15 protein-coding genes and 3 pseudogenes are annotated in these 18,578 nt (G+C 65.8%); 2 read left to right on the top strand and 16 right to left on the bottom strand.

The genetic code is table 11. The annotated features are described in order from the left end of the window. Nucleotides 1-66: 66 nt before the first annotated feature. From D580_RS0103370 to rluD, 4 genes are all read right to left on the bottom strand, one after another. Nucleotides 67-360, bottom strand: coding sequence for a hypothetical protein (locus D580_RS0103370; RefSeq protein ID WP_012637397.1), 294 nt, complete (start codon nt 358-360; stop codon nt 67-69). Between the two features lie 219 nt (nt 361-579). Beyond that, a complete protein-coding gene (clpB, locus tag D580_RS0103365) occupies nt 580-3,153 on the bottom strand; it encodes an ATP-dependent chaperone ClpB (RefSeq protein ID WP_018953027.1) in 2,574 nt (857 codons plus the stop codon). A gap of 94 nt (nt 3,154-3,247) precedes the next feature. Beyond that, a complete protein-coding gene (gene pgeF, locus D580_RS0103360; RefSeq protein WP_018953026.1) occupies nt 3,248-3,973 on the bottom strand; it encodes a peptidoglycan editing factor PgeF in 726 nt (241 codons plus the stop codon). A gap of 142 nt (nt 3,974-4,115) precedes the next feature. Continuing rightward, nucleotides 4,116-5,066 (bottom strand): 23S rRNA pseudouridine(1911/1915/1917) synthase RluD, encoded by a 951-nt coding sequence (gene rluD, locus D580_RS0103355; protein WP_081617233.1) that lies wholly within the window; start codon nt 5,064-5,066, stop codon nt 4,116-4,118. Nucleotides 5,067-5,286: 220 nt separating this feature from the next. Here rluD and D580_RS0103350 point away from each other — a divergent pair, with 220 nt between their 5' ends. After that, complete coding sequence (locus tag D580_RS0103350) at nt 5,287-6,051, top strand: outer membrane protein assembly factor BamD (protein WP_018953024.1); 765 nt, start codon at nt 5,287-5,289, stop codon at nt 6,049-6,051. A gap of 22 nt (nt 6,052-6,073) precedes the next feature. Continuing rightward, entirely contained in the window at nt 6,074-6,595 is a 522-nt protein-coding gene (locus D580_RS0103345; RefSeq protein WP_018953023.1) for a nitroreductase family protein, read from the top strand. 113 nt (nt 6,596-6,708) lie between these two features. Here D580_RS0103345 and D580_RS0103340 read toward each other — a convergent pair whose 3' ends face one another. From D580_RS0103340 to D580_RS15125, 12 genes and pseudogenes are all read right to left on the bottom strand, one after another. Next, the gene (locus D580_RS0103340) at nt 6,709-7,047 is read right to left on the bottom strand and encodes a P-II family nitrogen regulator (RefSeq protein ID WP_018953022.1); all 339 of its coding nucleotides are present in this window, start codon (nt 7,045-7,047) and stop codon (nt 6,709-6,711) included. A gap of 114 nt (nt 7,048-7,161) precedes the next feature. Beyond that, complete coding sequence (locus D580_RS0103335) at nt 7,162-8,802, bottom strand: NAD+ synthase (RefSeq protein ID WP_018953021.1); 1,641 nt, start codon at nt 8,800-8,802, stop codon at nt 7,162-7,164. A gap of 127 nt (nt 8,803-8,929) precedes the next feature. Then, nucleotides 8,930-9,796, bottom strand: a complete 867-nt coding sequence (sucD, locus tag D580_RS0103330) for a succinate--CoA ligase subunit alpha (RefSeq protein WP_018953020.1) — start codon at nt 9,794-9,796, stop codon at nt 8,930-8,932. A 39-nt stretch (nt 9,797-9,835) separates the two neighbouring features. Then, nucleotides 9,836-10,240, bottom strand: coding sequence for a four helix bundle protein (locus tag D580_RS0103325; RefSeq protein WP_018953019.1), 405 nt, complete (start codon nt 10,238-10,240; stop codon nt 9,836-9,838). A 48-nt stretch (nt 10,241-10,288) separates the two neighbouring features. Then, nucleotides 10,289-11,449, bottom strand: a complete 1,161-nt coding sequence (gene sucC / locus D580_RS0103320) for an ADP-forming succinate--CoA ligase subunit beta (RefSeq protein ID WP_018953018.1) — start codon at nt 11,447-11,449, stop codon at nt 10,289-10,291. 53 nt (nt 11,450-11,502) lie between these two features. Then, nucleotides 11,503-13,218: pseudogene (locus D580_RS0103315) on the bottom strand (putative bifunctional diguanylate cyclase/phosphodiesterase); the annotation flags it as partial. Between the two features lie 21 nt (nt 13,219-13,239). Then, nucleotides 13,240-13,368, bottom strand: a pseudogene (locus tag D580_RS17040) (HAMP domain-containing protein); the annotation flags it as partial. A 619-nt stretch (nt 13,369-13,987) separates the two neighbouring features. Continuing rightward, nucleotides 13,988-14,845, bottom strand: a complete 858-nt coding sequence (locus D580_RS0103310; protein WP_018953016.1) for a phosphate/phosphite/phosphonate ABC transporter substrate-binding protein — start codon at nt 14,843-14,845, stop codon at nt 13,988-13,990. A 448-nt stretch (nt 14,846-15,293) separates the two neighbouring features. After that, nucleotides 15,294-16,097, bottom strand: coding sequence for a putative bifunctional diguanylate cyclase/phosphodiesterase (locus D580_RS15815; RefSeq protein ID WP_018953015.1), 804 nt, complete (start codon nt 16,095-16,097; stop codon nt 15,294-15,296). Further along, nucleotides 16,060-17,391 (bottom strand): sensor domain-containing diguanylate cyclase, encoded by a 1,332-nt coding sequence (locus D580_RS15810; protein WP_018953014.1) that lies wholly within the window; start codon nt 17,389-17,391, stop codon nt 16,060-16,062. Before D580_RS15810 ends, D580_RS15815 begins: the two co-directional genes overlap by 38 nt. A gap of 158 nt (nt 17,392-17,549) precedes the next feature. Beyond that, nucleotides 17,550-17,939 carry a CBS domain-containing protein gene (locus D580_RS0103295; RefSeq protein ID WP_026289667.1) on the bottom strand — a complete coding sequence of 130 codons (390 nt, stop codon included), beginning with the start codon at nt 17,937-17,939 and terminating at the stop codon, nt 17,550-17,552. Between the two features lie 139 nt (nt 17,940-18,078). Continuing rightward, a pseudogene (locus tag D580_RS15125) lies at nt 18,079-18,300 on the bottom strand (transcriptional regulator); the annotation flags it as partial. Between the last annotated feature and the right edge of the window lie 278 nt (nt 18,301-18,578).

Here is an 18,578-nt window from a genome sequence, read left to right as displayed (position 1 = left end):
AAGGGTGAATTGGGAAGTGCGAAGTTGTTTTACTTCCCACTTCCCAATTCACCCTTCCAACTTCAATCAAGCGTCCCCCGGCCTCCAGACCCCCGAGGCCTCCTGGGCCGGCGGGGCGGCGGGCTTGCGCTGCTGGGAGACCACGTCGTTGAACACGTGGTGCAGGAAACCGGTGAGCTGCTCCAGGTAGTCCCGCTTCTGGTCCTCGGCCATGGACTGGCTGGCCAGCATGTAACCGGTCACCGCCGCCAGGTACTGCACCGCCACCAGGGGGTCCTTGCAACGGAGGTCATTGGCGGACAGGGTGTCCTGGATCCGCTGGACCAGTTCACCGGACAACTGCAATGCATCATCGCTCATGGATCGGACTCCCGGGTTAAATGGTCGGGCAAGTCTAATACAGATGGCCGGCGCGGGCGGAATTCACACAAGGAAAACGCAGGGTCCGCGAAGGACGCAAGGGTTTTCGCGAAGGGCGCCAAGGACTTCTAGTGGAAGAGAATTCCTTCGCGTCCTTTGCACAAACCTTCGCGTCCTTCGCGGTTGGCTTTCGGCTTTTCGGTCTTGCGGCTCTTCGCCTCAACCCCCCTTGGAGAACGTCAGCCCGTCGCCGGCCACGTCCACGCGCACGGTGTCGCCGGGCAGGAACTGGCCGGACAGGATGGCCTGGGCCAAGGGGTTCTCCACCTGGTGCTGGATAGCGCGCTTGAGCGGCCGGGCACCGTAGACCGGGTCGAAGCCCGCCTCGCCCAGGCGATCCAGGGCGGCCTCGGAGACCTCGAGCTTGAGATCCCGCTCGGCCATGCGCTTGCGCAGGTCGTCCAGCTGGATGCTGGTGATGGAGCGGATCTGCTCGCGGCCCAGGGGATGGAACACCACCACCTCGTCCACCCGGTTGATGAATTCCGGGCGGAAGTGGCTGCCCACCACCTCCATGACCGCCGCCTTCATGGCCTCGTAGTGCTCCTCGCCGGCCATCTCCTGGATGATCTGGGAGCCCAGGTTGGAGGTCATCACGATCACCGTGTTGCGGAAGTCCACGGTGCGACCCTGGCCGTCGGTGAGCCGGCCGTCGTCCAGCACCTGCAGCAGCACGTTGAACACGTCCGGATGGGCCTTCTCCACCTCGTCCAGCAGGATCACGCTGTAGGGCTTGCGGCGCACCGCCTCGGTGAGATAACCGCCCTCCTCGTAGCCCACGTAGCCCGGGGGCGCGCCGATCAGGCGGGCCACGGAGTGCTTCTCCATGAACTCGGACATGTCGATGCGCACCATAGCCTCCTCGGTGTCGAACAGGAAGGCGGCCAGAGCCTTGGTGAGCTCGGTCTTGCCCACGCCGGTGGGGCCCAGGAACAGGAACGAGCCGTTGGGCCGGCGCGGATCGGACAGCCCCGCACGGGAGCGGCGGATGGCGTTGGAGACGGCCTTAACCGCCTCGCTCTGGCCCACCACCCGGGTGGTCAGGGCCTCCTCCATGCGCAGCAGCTTCTCACGCTCGCCTTCCAGCATCTTGGACACGGGGATGCCGGTCCAGCGGGAGACCACCTCGGCGATCTCCTCGTCGCTCACCTTGTTGCGCAGCAGGCGCATCTCGTGCATCTCCGCCTGGGCGGCCATATCCAGCTGCTTCTCAAGCTCCGGGATGCGCCCGTACTGCAGTTCCGACATGCGCGCGAGATCGCCCGCGCGGCGCGCGGTCTCCAGTTCCAGGCGCGCCCGCTCCAGCTCCTCCTTGATATGGGCAGTGCCGGAGAGCGCGGCCTTCTCCGCCTTCCAGATCTCGTCCAGGTCCGCGAACTCGCGTTCCAGCTTGTCGATCTCCCCTTCCAGGGTATCCAGGCGCTTGCGGGAGGCCTCGTCGGATTCCTTCTTCAGGGCCTCGCGCTCGATCTTCAGCTGGATCAGGCGCCGCTCCAGGCGATCCATCTCCTCGGGCTTGGAGTCGATCTCCATGCGGATGCGGCTGGCCGCCTCGTCGATCAGGTCGATGGCCTTGTCCGGCAGCTGGCGGTCGGTGATGTAGCGGTGCGAGAGCATGGCGGCGGCGACGATGGCCGGGTCGGTGATCTCCACGCCGTGGTGCACCTCGTAGCGTTCCTTCAGGCCGCGCAGGATGGCGATGGTGTCCTCCACCGAGGGTTCGTCCACCAGCACCTTCTGGAAGCGGCGTTCCAGGGCCGCGTCCTTCTCGATGTACTTGCGGTACTCGTCCAGGGTGGTGGCGCCGATGCAGTGCAGTTCACCGCGGGCCAGCGCGGGCTTCAGCATGTTGCCCGCGTCCATGGCGCCCTCGGCCTTGCCGGCGCCCACCATGGTGTGGATCTCGTCGATGAACAGGATGATGCGGCCTTCCTGCTTGGAGAGGTCATTGAGTACGGCCTTCAGGCGCTCCTCGAACTCGCCGCGGAACTTGGCGCCGGCGATCAGCGCGCCCATGTCCAGGGACAGCAGGCGCTTGTGCTTGAGGCCCTCGGGCACCTCGCCGTTGACGATGCGCTGGGCGAGCCCCTCGACGATGGCGGTCTTGCCCACGCCGGGCTCGCCGATCAGCACCGGGTTGTTCTTGGTGCGCCGCTGCAGCACCTGGATGGCGCGGCGGATCTCGTCGTCGCGGCCGATCACCGGGTCCAGCTTGCCCTGCTCGGCGCGCTCGGTGAGATCGATGGTGTATTTCTCCAGGGCCTGGCGCTGTTCCTCGGCGTTGGGGTCATCCACCCGCTGGCCGCCGCGCATGGCCTCCACGGCCTTCTCCACCGCCTGCCTGTCGGCACCGGCCTTCTTGAGCAGTTCACCCAGGCTGCCCTTGTCCTCCAGGGCGGCGAGCAGGAAGAGCTCCGAGGAGATGAACTGGTCCTTGCGCTTCTGGGCCAGCTTGTCGCAGACGTTGAGCAGGCGGCCCAGGTCGTTGGAAAGATGCACCTCGCCCTCGGCGCCCTGCACGCTGGGCAGGCGCTCCAGGGCCTCCCCCAGCTGGGAGCGCAGCAGGTTCACGTTGGCACCGGCCTGGGTCAGCACGTGCCGCACCGTGCCGCCCTCCTGGTCCAGGAGGGCGATCATCAGGTGCGCCGGTTCGATCATCTGGTGATCACGCCCCAGGGCCAGGGAATGGGCATCCTGGAGGGCCATCTGAAACTTGCTGGTGAGCTTGTCCATTCGCATGAGCTGAATTCTCGCAGGGCAATTTTGGCAATACCCCTAAGATGGGTAAGCCTGGCGGGAATTCAAGTCATGCAGGGATGAAGGTGGATCAGGACCTGATCCAGATCAGGCTGGCCATGCGCCCGGTGGTCGCGTCGCGCCGGTAGGAGAAGAAGCGCTCGCGCTCGGCGTAGGTGCACAGGCCACCGCCCTGCACGGACCTGACGCCGCAGGCGGCCAGTCGACGCCGCGCCAGGGTATAGATGTCCGCGCGCCAGCGCTCGCCATCGGGCCGGAAGGCCCCGGCTGCACCCGGATCTGCGTCCAGGAAGGCCTCGCGCACCTCGGCGCCCACCTGGAAGGCACTGGGTCCGATGGCAGGTCCCAGCCAGACCATCAGGTCCTCGCCACCGCCCAGGGCCTGCACCGTGGCCTCCAGCACCCCGGCATGCAGACCCCGCCAGCCCGCATGGGCGGCGCCCACCTTCGTCCCCGCCACGTCGCAGAACAGCACCGGCAGACAGTCGGCGGTCATCACCGCACATACGACCCCGGGCTCGAAGGCCACGGACGCATCGGCATTCTCCCCGGCCGTGCCGCGCGCCGCATCCACCACCGTGGTGCCGTGGACCTGGGTAAGCCACAGGGGATCGGCGGGCAGGGACAGCGCGTCCACCAGGAGGGCCCGATTGGCGGCGACGGCGGCGGGGTCATCACCCACGTGATCGCCCAGGTTGAAGCTGTCGTAGGGCGGCCGGCTCACGCCGCCCTGGCGGGTGGTGGAGGCGGCGCCGATACGATCGGGGGCGGGCCAGTTGGGAATAATGAAGTCCATGACGGTAAGGATGAAGGATGAAGGATGAAGGACGAAGGATGAATCAAGCAAACCCAAGAGCCCTCAGACGCTTGGCCTGCCGCGGGGTTTGACAGGTACGAAGATCGGGGTGAGCCTTGTTTCATCCTTCATCCTTCCACCTTCATCCTTCAAGACTCCGCAGGAGTCTTGCCATGTCCTCCGGCATGGGCGCCTCCCAGCCCATCTCCTCGCCGGTGACGGGATGCACCAGTTCCAGGCGCGCCGCATGCAGGGCCTGGCGACGGAAGCCGCGCAGGACCGCCTGCTCCGCCTCGGACAAGCCTGCGGGAACCTTCAGTCTCCCGCCGTAGACCGGATCGCCCACGATGGGATGATGAATGTGGGCCATGTGCACGCGGATCTGGTGGGTGCGGCCGGTCTCCAGTCTCACCCGCAGCAGGGTGTGGTGGGGGAAGCGCGCCTCCACCCGGTAATGGGTGATGGCCTCCTTGCCGCCGGCGACCACCGCCATGCGCTTGCGGTCCACCGGGTGACGTCCGATGGGGGCATCCACGGTGCCGCCCGCCACGATCACGCCCTGCACCAGGGCCAGGTATTCCCGGCCCACGGTGCGCGCCTGGAGCTGGCGCACCAGGTCCGTGTGGGCCTCCAGGGTGCGCGCCACCACCAGCAGGCCGGAGGTCTCCTTGTCCAGGCGGTGCACGATGCCCGCCCGGGGCAACGCGGCGAGATCCGGGGCGTGGTGCAGCAGGGCATTGACCAGGGTGCCCTCCCGGTTGCCGGCGGCGGGATGGGTCACCAGGCCCGGCGGCTTGTTGATCACCAGCAGACTGTCGTCCTCGTAGATCACCTCCAGGGGAATGTCCTCGGCCCGGTCCTCGGAAGCCGCCTCCACCCGGGCCTCGATCACCACCCGGGCACCGCCCAGGGCGGTGTCCCGGCGGCGCGGCGTCTCGCCGTCCACACGCACCCAGCCCGCCTCCATCCACTGCTGGATGCGGCTGCGGGAATAGCTGGGGAACATGCGCGCCAGGGCGGCGTCCAACCTCTGGCCGGACAGCGCCTCGGGCACTTCCCCCTGTAAATGAATGATTTCAAGCTCTCCGGACAAGCTCACAGCCCTCTCGTTGGGAAGCACTGAACAAGTCCGTCCAGGACTTGTTCAGTGCGCGCCGCGCCCGGTACACGCCCGGACGCGGCTACGCGAATCAAACACTTAGGTGTTCGATTCGCGGGCGGGCCGTCCCTGGCGCGCGGAAACGCCGAGTTATTCAGCGTTTCCCTTGTTATACTGCCGCCCATTATTCCAGTCCCGGTGCCCCATGACACCCATGCGTCAGTTCATCCTGCTCCTGCTCGTCTCCCTGCTGTCCCTCACCCTGGTCGCCGGCTGCGGCGCCAACCGCCAGGATCCCACCCGCGACTGGTCCGCGAGCCAGCTCTACACCGAGGCCCGCGCGGCCCTGGACCGGGGCAACTTCGACCAGGCAGTGGGATATTACGAGAGCCTCGAGGCCCGCTTCCCTTTCAGCCGCTTCGCCCAGCAGGCCCAGCTGGAGGTAGCCTACGCCTATCACAAGGCCGATGAGCCGGAGATGGCCCTGGCTGCCGCCGACCGATTCATCCAGATCAACCCGCGTCATCCCTACGTGGACTACGCCTACTATCTCAAGGGCCTGATAAACGCCAACCGCGGCCAGGGCTACCTGCAGCGCTGGTTCCCCCGGGATCCCAGCAGTCGTAACCCGGCCCACCTGCGCCAGGCCTTCGATGACTTCTCCACCCTGGTGGGCAACTTCCCGGACAGCCGCTATGCCGAGGATGCCCACCAGCGCCTGATCTACCTGCGCAACATGCTCGCGGCCCACGAGCTGCACGTGGCGGACTTCTACATGCGTCGCGGGGCGTGGCTCGCCGCCGCCCAGCGCGCCCGCACCGTGATTGAGACCTACCCGGAGGCCGACTCCAACCTGGACGCCCTGGAGGTCATGGTGCGCGCCTATCGCAAGCTGGAGCTGAACGACCTGGCAGACGATGCCCTGCGGGTCCTGGCCCTGAACGATCCGGAACGGGCCGCCCGACTGCAGAACCGCTGAAACCCCAGACAGGACACAGGCCATGTGGGACTTCTTCAAGACCGTGCGCCATCGCCACTCGGTCCGCCGTTACCAGGCGGACATGCCGGTGGAGGATGAAAAGCTTCACGCCATCCTGGAGACCGCCATCGCCGCACCCTCGGCCGGTGACCTGCAGGCCTACGTCGTCGTGGCGGTGCGTGACGCCGCCCTGCGTGCCGCCCTCGCCCGGGCCGCCCACGACCAGGCCTTCATCGCCGAGGCCCCGGTGGTGCTGGTGTTCTGCACCGAGGCGGAACGCTCGGCACGCAAGTACGGCGAACGGGGACGGGACCTGTTCGCCCTGCAGGACGCCACCATCGCCTGCGCCTACGCGCAGCTGGCCGTGGTCGCCGCCGGACTGGGTTCCACCTGGGTCGGTTACTTCGATGAGGCGCAGGTCGCCGAACAGCTGGACCTGCCCGAGACGCAGCGCCCCATTGCGCTGCTGTGCGTGGGTTATCCGGCGGAGCTGCCGGAGGTCACGCCGCGCAGAAGGCTGGATGAACTGGTGATTTACAAGTAGCAAGTCTCAAGTGGCGAGTGGCAAGGAAAGCCGCGGCTTCGATCTGATTCGGTCTCAGGGAAGCAAAGGTTTTCCTTGTCACTAGCCACTAGCCACTAGCCACTAACCACTTGCTAAATCGCCTCGCTCCCCTCTTCCCCCGTGCGGATGCGGATGGCGCGCTCCACCGGGGTGACGAAGATCTTGCCGTCACCGATCTTGCCGGTGCGGGCGGCCTTGACGATGGCGTCCACGCACACATCTACCCTGTCGTCGTCCACCACCACCTCGAGCTTGGCCTTGGGGATGAAATCCACCACGTACTCGGCGCCGCGGTAGAGCTCCGTGTGGCCCTTCTGGCGGCCGAAGCCCTTGACCTCGGTGGCGGTCAGGCCGGTGACGCCGATCTCCATCAGCGCCTCGCGCACGTCCTCGAGCTTGAAGGGCTTGATGATGGCTTCGATCTTTTTCATGTTCGCATACCCCAAATTGACGATGTCTGGTTCAGGACAAGGTACTCGCTACCAGGTACCAGGGCAAAGGGCTTGACCCTCTTGGCTCTTTTCTCTGGCAGCTTGTGTCTGTCTTCAACTTAACAATCTTCCGTACCCGGAGGTGATCGGATAGCGCCGGTCCTTGCCGAAGCCGCGGCGGGTGACCCGCACGCCGGGTGGTGCCTGGCGGCGCTTGTACTCGTTGCGCAGCACCAGGGTCGCCACCCGCTGCACGGTGGCCTCGTCGAAGCCGGCGCGCACGATCTGCTCCACGGACTGATCCTGTTCCACGAAGCGCTCCAGGATCGGGTCCAGCACCTCGTAGGGCGGCAGGCTGTCGGAGTCCTGCTGGCCCGGCGCCAGTTCGGCGGACGGCGGGCGTTCGATCACCCGGCGCGGGATGGCCGCACCGAGGGTGTTGCGGTACTCCGCCAGGCGGAACACCCAGAGCTTGGAAACGTCCTTGAGCGGCGCGAAACCGCCGGCCATGTCCCCGTACAGGGTGGCGTAGCCCACCGCCATCTCGCTCTTGTTGCCGGTGGTGAGCAGCATGCGGCCGGTCTTGTTGGAGATGGCCATGAGGATCACGCCGCGACAACGGGCCTGGATGTTCTCCTCGGTGGTGTCCCGGGGCAGGCCCTCGAACTCCGGGGCGAGCGCCGTCAGGAAGGCCTCCACCATGGGCTCGATAGGGATCTCCCGGTAACGCACACCCAGGGTGCGGGCCTGGCTGCGCGCATCCTCCACACTCATGGAGGCGGTGTAGCGGTAGGGCATCATCACCGCCTCCACCGCGTCCGCGCCCAGGGCATCCACGGCGATGCACAGGGTCAGCGCCGAGTCGATGCCGCCGGAGAGTCCGAGCACCGCGCCCCTGAAACCGTTCTTGGAGACGTAGTCGCGCACCCCGGTCACCAGGGCCTGGTAGAGCTCGGCCGCCTCGTCGGCAATCGGCGCCTGCTCACCGGCCCGGGGCTGCAGCGGGGCATCGCCCGGCGGGCAGTCCACAATCACCAGGGACAGGCACTCATGCCAGGCGGGCAGGGACTGGCGCACCTCGCCCTCGCCACCCACCACCAGGGACTGGCCGTCGAACACCAGTTCGTCCTGGCCACCCACCAGGTTGAGATAGAGCAGCGGCAGGCCCGTTTCGCGCACCCGTGCGCGCAGGGTCTGCAGGCGCTCCTCGCGCTTGCCCCGGTGATAGGGGGAGGCGTTGATGTTGAGGATCAGACGCGCGCCCGCCTCCCGGGCACGGGCCGCGGGCTCCGGCTGCCAGATGTCCTCGCACACGGTGAGCCCCAGGGGCACGCCGCGCACCTGGATCACGCAGGCCTCGTGGCCGGGTACGAAATAGCGCTTCTCGTCGAACACGCTGTAGTTGGGCAGGATCTGCTTGTCGTAACGGGCGGCGATGGCGCCGTCGCGCAGCAGCAGGGCGCTGTTGTGCAGGCCGCGCTCATCGCTCACGGGCGCGCCCAGCACCACGTCGATACCCCGGACCTCGTGGGCCAGCTTGTGCAGGGCCCGCTCGGTGCGCGCGTGCAGGCTGGCGCGCAGCAGCAGGTCCTCGGGGGGATAACCGGTGATGGCCAGTTCCGGGAACAGCACCAGGTCCGCGCCCAGTTCGTCCCGGGCCTTGAAGACCCAGTCACGGATGCGCTCGGCGTTGCCCTCCACGTCACCCACCAGCAGGTCCACCTGGGCCAGGGCGATTTTCAGGGTGTCGGTCATGGGGGAAGACAATTCAATATTCAAAATTCAACATTCAAAGGACGGGCACAGCCGCGATCGACCGTCACGGAGAACGCGGGCGTGATCCTCCCTTTGAATTTTAAATATTGAATTTTGAATTCGCCGCTCACAGCAGCGTCTTCATACGCTCGCCCATCTCGGCAGGCGAACGCACCACGGAGACGCCGGCGGCCTCCAGGGCGGCGAACTTCTGTTCCGCCGTGCCCTGACCGCCGGAGATGATGGCACCGGCATGGCCCATGCGCCGTCCGGGCGGTGCGGTGACGCCGGCGATGTAGGCGACCACGGGCTTGGTGACGTGGGCCTTGATGTAGGCGGCCGCTTCTTCCTCCGCCGTGCCGCCGATCTCACCCACCAGGATGATGCCCTCGGTCTGCGGATCGGCCTGGAACAGCGCCAGGCAGTCCACGAAGTTCATGCCCTGGATGGGGTCGCCGCCGATGCCCACGCAGGTGCTCTGGCCCAGACCCGCGTCGGTGGTCTGCTTCACCGCCTCGTAGGTGAGCGTCCCGGAACGGGACACGATGCCCACCCGGCCGGGCTGGTGGATGTGGCCGGGCATGATGCCGATCTTGCAGCCGCCAGGGGTGATCACGCCGGGGCAGTTGGGTCCGATCAGGCGCGCGTCGCTGTGGGCCAGGGCCGCCTTGACCCGCAGCATGTCCAGCATCGGGATGCCCTCGGTGATGCACACGATCACTTGAATGCCCGCGTCCATGGCCTCCAGGATCGCGTCCGCCGCAAACGGCGCCGGCACGTAGATCATGGTGGCCTCGGCGCCGGTGTCACGCACCGCGTCATGGACCGTGTCGAACACCGGCAGGTCCAGGTGCTTCTGACCGCCCTTGCCCGGCGTGACACCACCCACCATGCGCGTGCCGTAGGCGATCGCCTGCTCGGAGTGGAAGGTGCCCTGCTTGCCGGTAAAGCCCTGGCAGATCACCTTGGTCTGGCTATCGACGAGAATGGACATGGTGGGGACTCGCGCAATTCAAGATTCAAGATTCAAGATTCAAAGGTGGGATTGCTGAATCCGGTATTTGTGACCTTTATATCTGCCAGATTGCAGGTAACGGATGAAGCCGGCGAGCATGCGACTGATTTCAACACATTCATTCCTCAAATGCCCGGCCCGCTGCGTGTCCAGCAGGCCCGCATCCTGAGCAATATAAATCTGGGAACGCAATTCTCCAGCCGAACCCTTGGCCATGGACAGAAAATTGATCAGCTCGCGATTCCCACCCCGCTCGTACCCTTCCGAGATGTTGGACATCACCGAGACCGCGCTGCGACGCATCTGGCGACAAAGCACTTGATCGCTGAAAAGGGCACCGTCACGCGTCAACGCATAGACGGAAGCCGTGAGCGTCCTCGCACGTCTCCAGACCTCAAGATCCTCGAATCGAGCACCAGACATTCCATGTCCTCTCGTTTTCCTTTGAATGTTGAATCTTGAATTTTGAATTCACTGGACCGACGCCACCACCCGCCTGGCACCATCGGTGAGGGACTCGGCGGTGATGATGTTCAGGCCGCTCTCGGCCAGCATCTGCTTGCCCTTGTCCACGTTGGTGCCTTCCAGTCGCACCACCACGGGCACGGTCACATGGACCTCTTTCACGGCGTTGATGATGCCCTCCGCGATCAGGTCGCAGCGCACGATGCCGCCGAAGATGTTCACGAACACCGCCTTCACGGCCTCGTCGGAGAGGATCAGCTTGAAGGCCTCGGCCACCCGGGCCGCGGTGGTGCCGCCGCCCACGTCCAGGAAGTTGGCGGGCTCGCCGCCGTGCAGCTTGATCAGGTCCATGGTGGCCATGGCCAGGCCTGCGCCGTTGACCATGCAGCCGATGTTGCCGTCCAGGCGCACGTAATTGAGCTCGTGCTCCCGGGCACGGGCCTCACGGGGGTCCTCCTGGGTCTCGTCGCGCAGTTCGGCCAGTTCCTGGTGGCGGTACAGACCGTTGTCGTCCAGGTTGATCTTGGCGTCCAGGGCGACCAGTTCCCCGGCCTTGGTGACCACCAGCGGATTGATCTCCACCAGGCTCGCATCGCTGTCCACGAACAGCCGGTAGAGCTGGCCCAGCAGCTTCACCAGGGCGGAGACCTGCGGTCCTTCGAGCCCCAGGGCGAAGGCCACGCGGCGGCCCTGGTAGGGCATGTAGCCGGCGGCCGGATCCACGTGCAGGGTGATGATCTTCTCGGGGCTCTCGGCGGCCACGGTCTCGATGTCCATACCGCCGGCGGCGGAGGCCATGATGGCCACCCGGCGCCGGGCACGGTCCACCAGGAGACTCAGATACAGCTCCCGGCCGATGTCGGTGAGGGATTCCACCAGCACGGTGTTGATGGGCAGTCCCGCGGGACCGGTCTGGTGGGTGACAAGACGCCCACCCAGCAGTTCGCTCACGGCATGTTCCAGTTCCCTGGAGCCCTTGACCAGGCGCACACCGCCCGCCTTGCCGCGTCCACCCGCATGCACCTGGGCCTTGACCACCCAGGCATCACCGCCGAGGGAACTGATCACCTCGCCCAGGGCGGCGGGATCGCTCACGGCCACACCCTCGGGCACGGGGATGCCATATTCGCGGAACAGTGCCTTGGCCTGAAATTCGTGAAGGTTCATGGCGATGAAGATACTCGCTTGACCCCTCGGGGTACAAGCGAGGCGGCCCGGGATCAGGCGGATTTGCGCAACAGCTCAGGGCCGGGACGATGCAGGTGATAACCCTGGGCCATGTCCACGCCGAGCCGAGTCAGCATCTCCAGGGTGGCGGCGTCCTCGACGAATTCCGCCACGGTGCGCTTGCCCAGCCCCTTGGCCACATCCACCATGGCGCGCACGAATACCTGGTTCTCCCTGTTGCGAGGCAGGTCGCGCACGAACATGCCGTCGATCTTGAGCATGTCCACATCGATGTACTTGAGGTAGGCAAAGGAGGAGAAGCCGGCGCCGAAATCATCCAGGCACACCTTGCAGCCGAGCCGGTGCATGGCCTCGATAAAGCGCTGGGCCTCCTGGATTTCGGACACCGCCGCGGTCTCGGTCAGTTCGATGATCAGCCGCGCTGGGTCCACCTGGTGACCCAGCACCAGCTCACGGATGGTATCGGCCAGGGCCGGATCGTCGAAGGAGCGGCCGGAGATATTCACCGCCAGGGGTGGCATCTCAGGGTTCATGGCCAGCAGTGCGATACCCAGTTCCAGCACCCGCCGGTCGATGGCCAGGATGAGTCCGGACTTCTCGGCGATGGGTACGAACTGCCCGGGCATGAGCAGCTGCTCCGGATCCCTGGGGTCGCGGATACGCGCCAGGGCCTCCATATGCGCCAGTTCCCCGGTGGTTGCATCGTAGACGCCCTGGTAATGGAGCAAAAGCAGATCCTGCTCCAGGGCCATGCGGATGCGATCGCCCCAACTCAGGCGCTCGGCCACCGCCTCGGAACGGTCCCGCTCCGGGTCATAGAGCGACCAGGTGTTCTTGCCCAGACCCTTGGCCTGGTACATGGCGATGTCTGCCCGCACCACCAGGTCCTCTGGCATCTCCCCGTGCTCCGGATACACGGCAATGCCGACACTGGCGGTGCTGCGCACCCCCGTGCCCCGGAAACGGAACGGGATCTTGGCCACGGTGTTGCACAGCCGGGCGGCGAGGTGCCGGGCATCCTCGATGGAGTCGATCTGGGTGAGCAAGGCAAACTCATCGCCGCCGACCCGCGCCAGCATGTCGCCACCGCGCACCACCGGCATCAGCTCACTGGCCACACGCACCAGCACCGCATCGCCGGCACGATGACCGAAGCTGTCGTTGATGGCCTTGAATTCGTCCAGGTCGAAGTACAGCAGCGCGAGCCGGTTGTGGTGGCGCAGGGCGGAGGCCATGGCCTTCTCCAGGCGCTGCTCGAAGCAGTGGCGGTTGCACAGGCCTGTGAGCGCGTCGTGCTCCGCCAGGTAGAGCAACTGCTCGGCGGTCTGACGTTCATGGGTCACGTCCTCGTAGATCCACAGGCGGCCGAGGCTGTTGCCGCTCTCGTCCAGCACCGGGTAGGAGATCTGGGTGATCAGGCGACCGTCTTTGAGCTCTGTTTCGAAGCGCTCGCTGGATTCATGGGTGTCCATGACCTGCAGGATGTGACGCGAGCTGTGGTCCGGACGGGATTCGTAGTGGGCCGCCAGTTCCAGCACGTCCCGGGTGGGCATGCCTGCGAGATTGGTCTCCCTGGCGATACCCCAGATGGTCAGGAAGGCGGGGTTGTAGTACTCCACCCGGTGGTCCGGGGTCTCGAACAGCACGCCGATATTCATGGCCGAGAGCAGGGAACGCAGGCGCCCCTGTTCCTGGCGGGCGAGTTCAGTGAGGCGAATGGCCTGACGATGGGCTTCGGTCAGCTCCGTCTCCCGGGTACGCACCGAGGAGATCATGGCCCGGAACGCCTCGGCCAGCTGGGCCACTTCGTCATGCCCCTTGACCGGGAGCGACACATCGTACTGACCAGCACTGACGGCCCGGGCGCTCGCGGCCAGATGCGCGACCCGCCTCACCATGCGGTGACCAACCGTGCCCAGTAGCAGCAGCCCCAGAGGCAGCACCACCAGGACCACCAGCAGACTGTCCCGCAGCAGGCGCGAGCGGGCCGCCTCTTCCGCCTCCGTGGACAGCCCCATGAAGACCTGTCCCACCTCTATCCCGCCAAGACTCAGCGGTATATGGACATGATGTATGGAAGACTGGCCGAACTCCGCTGCCTGCCCGGCCTGCACCCGGTCAGATACCGAACCCGCGCTGGCGTAGATGCGCCCGGACAGGTCCTCCACCTGCACGTAGACCACCGCGCCGCCGGGGGTGGCGACCATGCGCTGTGTCAGGTCTGCCAGCACGGCGTAGTCCTGCTCGAAGACCCGGGCACTGAAGGCCGCGTTGACCCAGAGAGGCAGATCACCCTGCTGCGCTCGAAACTGCGCCTCGGCAAAGCGATCCACCTGTCGCAGGCCGACGAATACCGCCAGGCCCAGCGACAACACCAGGATCATCACCAGGCTCACACTGAGCTTGCGCTGCAGCGACCCCTGGAGCCAATGCCAGAGGCTCATGAAACCACCCCGGGACGGTCGGCGTGCACGCCCAGCGTGCGCGCAATGACATCACATTTGAACAGGGGGGCCATCAGCCGTCACCCAGCACGCGGGCGGCACGGTCCGCGAAGGGATCGAGCCCCTCCAGCAGCCCCGGGTCAGGCGGCATGAACCGGACCAGGCCGGACCCCTGGAAATAGCGATGGCCGGCGGGCTCGGCATGCAGGGCGAACAGATCCCTGGACAAGGCAATCAGGCGCTGGGGCGGCAGGCGTGTGGGGTTGCCCAGCAGCACGAAGCCCGGGATCTCCTCGGTGCGATGGACCTCCACCAGCTCACCCCGCCCGGTCCGCTGGGCATCCAGCCAAGTGGGCAGACCCACCAGACCGACACCCCCCTGGTGAAGTACCGCCAGCAGGGCACTGCTGTGGGACTGCGCCGTCTCGACGCGCAGGTCCCGGCTGGGCACCAGTCCCGCCTCGCTCAGCGCCTGCACGCCCAGTTGATGGACGATCGCCAATTCAGGCGGGGCATGCAGGGTCTGGCCGCGAAGGTCCGCGAGGCTGGTGAGCCCGGCATCACGGCGCGCCACGAACACCGCCGAGGAGCGGTTACCGGTCACCGCCAGCACCACCTGGCCGCAGTCCCGCTGGGCCAGGCGCCCCAGGTGGGGTGCGGTCAGGGCAAGCGTGTAATCGCCCCGGCAGGTACGACGGGCGAAGGTGGCGAAATCGGGGGCCGTGACCAGATTGACCGGGGCGTCCAGTTCTTCGGCCAGCCAGGCCCGCAGGGGGCCGTGGCGGGCCGCCAGCACGGCGGGACTCATGTAGGGGAAAACACCCAACGTGGGCGGTCCGACGCGCATGTCCGCGGACTCGGCCTTAGCGGCGGGACCCGCCCAGAGTCCCAGACAGACGGCCAGCCATCCGGCCGCCAGCAGCGTGTGCATCTTGGGCAGTTTCGTCCGTGACAACGGCATCCCCGGGGAGAAAAGGTTGATTCAATTCACAAATTATAGGGGATTTCGGCTACGACAAAGGATTCGGCGCCTCGGGATACAGCAACCGTTCGTCGGAAGATTCCGACGTCGAAGGCGAACCTCCAGGGCAGCAACGTGGCCAGCAGCGCCGCAAACGGCAGGGCCCAGTGTCTCCAGGGTGTCTGCGGTATCGGAATCGGGCTCGGGCTCGGACATGGGGGTTTGTGCCTAGGAGCCTGTCGGACTTAGGTGCCCGTAGCGAGCCGAGTGGGAGAGTGAGGCCATTTTTTCGATCGTTTGAGGAGAATAGCCGTCGCTATTTGACGAAAAGGATCGGAAAAAAGGACCGCTCTCCCACCGGCGCAGTAGGCGCAGCCTAAGTCCGACAGGCTCCTAGGGCCTTGGGAGGGCTGAAGGCCTAACCGCCTCGGGTGGCCAGTGTGGAAAACAACCGTTGCACCTCCTCGGCGGGCGCCGGGCGGGAGAACAGGTAACCCTGGGCCACGTCGCATCCCAGTTGCCTGAGCATGTCCCGCTGCTGCTCCGTCTCCACCCCCTCTGCCACCAGGCTCAGATCCAGACGGTCGGTCAGGGCCACCAGGGTCCTGATCAGGTTCTCCGCCACCGGGTCGCTACCCAGCCCGCGCACGAAGCTCTGATCGATCTTGAGCGCATCCACCGGCAGACGATGCAGGTAGCTCAGGGAGGCATAGCCGGTGCCGAAGTCGTCCAGATGCATGGCGATGCCCAGGCGCTTGAGCCGGAACAGGGCCTCGGAGACCTGTTCCATGTCCTCGATCACCGCGGTCTCGGTGACTTCCAGCACCAGGGGCATATCGTCCTTGTCCAGGCCATGGCGGGCCAGGGTTTTCGCCACCAGGGACTCGAAGCCCGGCGCAAGCAACTGACGGACCGAGAGATTCACGCTCATGGACAGACGGCGCCATCCCTCCCCGCGCCAGCGGGCGATCTGGGCGCAGGCCTGCTCCAGCACCCACTCGCCCAGAGACAGGATCAGGCCCGAGTGTTCCGCCATGGGGATGAAGCGCGCCGGGGAGACGTTGCCGAACCGGCGGTTCTCCCAGCGCAGCAGGGCCTCGACACCGATCACCTCGGCGCCCCGGATCCGGACGATGGGCTGGTAGTACAGCCGCATCTCGCCCCGCTGCAGGGCGCCCTGCAGCTCATTGTCCAGGGCCGTGGTATTCCCGCACGCGCTCATCCATCTCCGGCGCGTAGAACACGCAGCGCCCGGCATGGGACTGGGCGCCCCCCTCATGCAGGGCCACCCCGGCACGCTGCAGCAGCTCCGGCGCCGATTCCCCGTCCCCCGGGAAGACCGCCGCCCCGGCGGAGAGCTTCACATGCAGCGGTGGCAGATCTCCGCCCATCTCCAGCTCGAAGGGCTCCAGCAGCTTGTCGGCCACCTCCGAGACATCCATGCCCATGCGCAGGTCGCAGAGCAGCAGTGCGAACTCGCCATTGCCCAGGTGCGCCACGGTGTCACCCTCGCGCAGGCGGCTGAGCAGACGTTTCGCCACCGCCTGCTGCAGTCGGTCCCCCTGCTGACGACCCAGTGAATCGGTCACGGCGCGCAGCCCGAGCACCTCCAGGGCCAGTACGCCGATGTAACGACGGTGGTGCCTGGCGCGCAGCAGGGCCTGGGAAATGCGTTCCTCCAGAAGCATCCGGTTGGGCAACCCGGTCAGCGGGTCGAAGCGGCTGGATCGTTCCAGGGCCTGGGCCTGCTCGATGATCATCAGACCCAGGCCCGTATCGGCCGCCACCTCGGTGAGCAGCTGAAGCTCATCCCGGTCGAACACCGCCCCGTCCCTGACCGGCACCTGCCTGGAGAGGAATCCCAGCACGCCCATCAGCCGCGGCCCGTTGAGGAAGGGGACCACGGCCATGGACCGGAATCCCTGGGCGACGGCGCGGCTGTGGCATTCATCCATGGGCGGCACGGCCACCATCTCGTTGATCACGAAGGGACGGCCCGCGTGCAAATCACCGGCCATCACGTGCACCCCGGGATCGTCTGGGGCGATGCGCAGGCACAGAGCGTCCAGACACGCCAGGGCATCACCGGCGCTGGCCACCGGGCGCAGGGTCCGACCCTCGGCATCCACCAGACCCAACCAGACCAGATCGTAGCCGCCGGTATCGACGGCGATGCGGCAGGCCTCGCGCGTCAGGGAATCACTGTCACGGATGCGCAGGATGGCGCCATTGATGGCGCTGAGCATGGCGTGAACTCGGTTGAGCCGCGCGATGTGGCGCCCGCGCTCCTCGAGCCGCACGTTGGCCTGGGCCAGGACGTGCATCTGCCAGGCGATCAGGCCGTAGAGCAGCAGCGCGGTGACCAGCACATAGGCCCAGCCCTTGAAGGTCTGCAGCCAGGTGAGCAGCACCGGATCATCCACCAGCATGACCAGGGCGCGGTCGGACAGGGCAATCCACAGGACGCCCAGGACCAGGTATATCAGGACGATCCGCAGCGCGACGCGGCCTGCCAACTGCCGGGATCTGGACCTTCCATTGCGGCTCACGGCATGGGCTTCCGTTGCGGGCAGCGGGGCTGCCCCGTGTCTTCATGGAACTACAACGGCGACACGGACTCCCGGGACCAGGTGGCGCGCATCAATCGCACCGGGGGAAGACCGGGCGACGGCGCCTAGTGTTCAGCCATCTCCAGGATGGCCGTGACGATGTCGTTCATGGTCACGATGCCTTCCAGTTCGTTGTCCCGCAGCACCACGAGACGCCGGAAACCCTGGTTGACCATGAGACGGGCCACGTGCTTGACGTCCATCTCGCTGAACACCGAGATCACCGGCTTGGAACAGACGTCGTAGACGTTGATGAGATCGATGTCGCCTTCCTCGGCGACGATGGTGCGCAGGATGGTGGTGTAGGTGATGATGCCGTAGGCGTCGTGGATATCCTTCTTCTCCACCACCAGGGATTTCACGCCATGGCGCTTCATCTGCTGCATGGCTTCGCGGATGGTGGCAAACGGAGAGACCGTAACCACCTTGGGCTGCATGATGTCCTTGACGAGCATGGGCTTCACCTTTTCCTGGGGCACCACCAGGTCTTGTCACGAATGGAAAAATCGACAGGATTCACATGATTGACTGGATTAAAAAATATCCGATCCAGAGACAATCCTGTTCATCCTGTAAATCCTGTCAATGAATGTTCTAGATCTCGTCCTTGATGCGCTCCTCGAAGCGCTCGATCTGGCCCACGTCGATACCGGCGATGTGTTCCAGCGGGATGGTGAACACCACACCCTTGCTATGCTTGTCCAGCTCCAGGTCCTTGGTGAGCTTCTTGAGCACCGTGACGGAGAGCTTCTTTTCCAGCACGAAGATCAACACCGACTGGCTGCCCTCGTAGGTCAGACCGAAGAAGGTCTTTTGGGTCATCGCGGAATCGTGTGGGTGGTTTGATGGGCATAAAGTGCCCCGGACCCGCATAATCCCGGTGTCTTGCGGCCATCGAGGCCGTGCCCAAAGTGGTTCCGTTTGGCTGACAGGATCATGACATGAAATCTCCCCGCACAGTGCGTGAACTGTTTTCGCTGCCGGGCTTCTCGGCCGGGGCGACGCTCAAGGGTGTTTTCGGTGATCGGTACGCCCGAGTGATCACCCTCAGGCGCCGAAAAAAACGGCCGTGTGTTCATGCTGTGGCCACCGCT

Origin of the sequence: Thioalkalivibrio sulfidiphilus, assembly GCF_000377945.1 — a bacterium.
Classification (GTDB): domain Bacteria; phylum Pseudomonadota; class Gammaproteobacteria; order Ectothiorhodospirales; family Ectothiorhodospiraceae; genus Thioalkalivibrio_A; species Thioalkalivibrio_A sulfidiphilus_A.
Note: the sequence above shows the minus strand (reverse complement) of the source record. Positions and strands in the feature narration are given on the sequence as shown.

Coding starts and splice junctions, on each gene's coding strand:
- D580_RS0103370 (WP_012637397.1), bottom strand. CDS start 360: ATGAGCGATGATGCATTGCAGTTGTCCGGTGAACTGGTCCAGCGGATC.
- clpB (WP_018953027.1), bottom strand. CDS start 3,153: ATGGACAAGCTCACCAGCAAGTTTCAGATGGCCCTCCAGGATGCCCAT.
- pgeF (WP_018953026.1), bottom strand. CDS start 3,973: ATGGACTTCATTATTCCCAACTGGCCCGCCCCCGATCGTATCGGCGCC.
- D580_RS0103350 (WP_018953024.1), top strand. CDS start 5,287: ATGCGTCAGTTCATCCTGCTCCTGCTCGTCTCCCTGCTGTCCCTCACC.
- D580_RS0103345 (WP_018953023.1), top strand. CDS start 6,074: ATGTGGGACTTCTTCAAGACCGTGCGCCATCGCCACTCGGTCCGCCGT.
- D580_RS0103340 (WP_018953022.1), bottom strand. CDS start 7,047: ATGAAAAAGATCGAAGCCATCATCAAGCCCTTCAAGCTCGAGGACGTG.
- D580_RS0103335 (WP_018953021.1), bottom strand. CDS start 8,802: ATGACCGACACCCTGAAAATCGCCCTGGCCCAGGTGGACCTGCTGGTG.
- sucD (WP_018953020.1), bottom strand. CDS start 9,796: ATGTCCATTCTCGTCGATAGCCAGACCAAGGTGATCTGCCAGGGCTTT.
- D580_RS0103325 (WP_018953019.1), bottom strand. CDS start 10,240: ATGTCTGGTGCTCGATTCGAGGATCTTGAGGTCTGGAGACGTGCGAGG.
- sucC (WP_018953018.1), bottom strand. CDS start 11,449: ATGAACCTTCACGAATTTCAGGCCAAGGCACTGTTCCGCGAATATGGC.
- D580_RS0103310 (WP_018953016.1), bottom strand. CDS start 14,845: ATGCACACGCTGCTGGCGGCCGGATGGCTGGCCGTCTGTCTGGGACTC.
- D580_RS15815 (WP_018953015.1), bottom strand. CDS start 16,097: ATGAGCGCGTGCGGGAATACCACGGCCCTGGACAATGAGCTGCAGGGC.
- D580_RS0103295 (WP_026289667.1), bottom strand. CDS start 17,939: ATGCTCGTCAAGGACATCATGCAGCCCAAGGTGGTTACGGTCTCTCCG.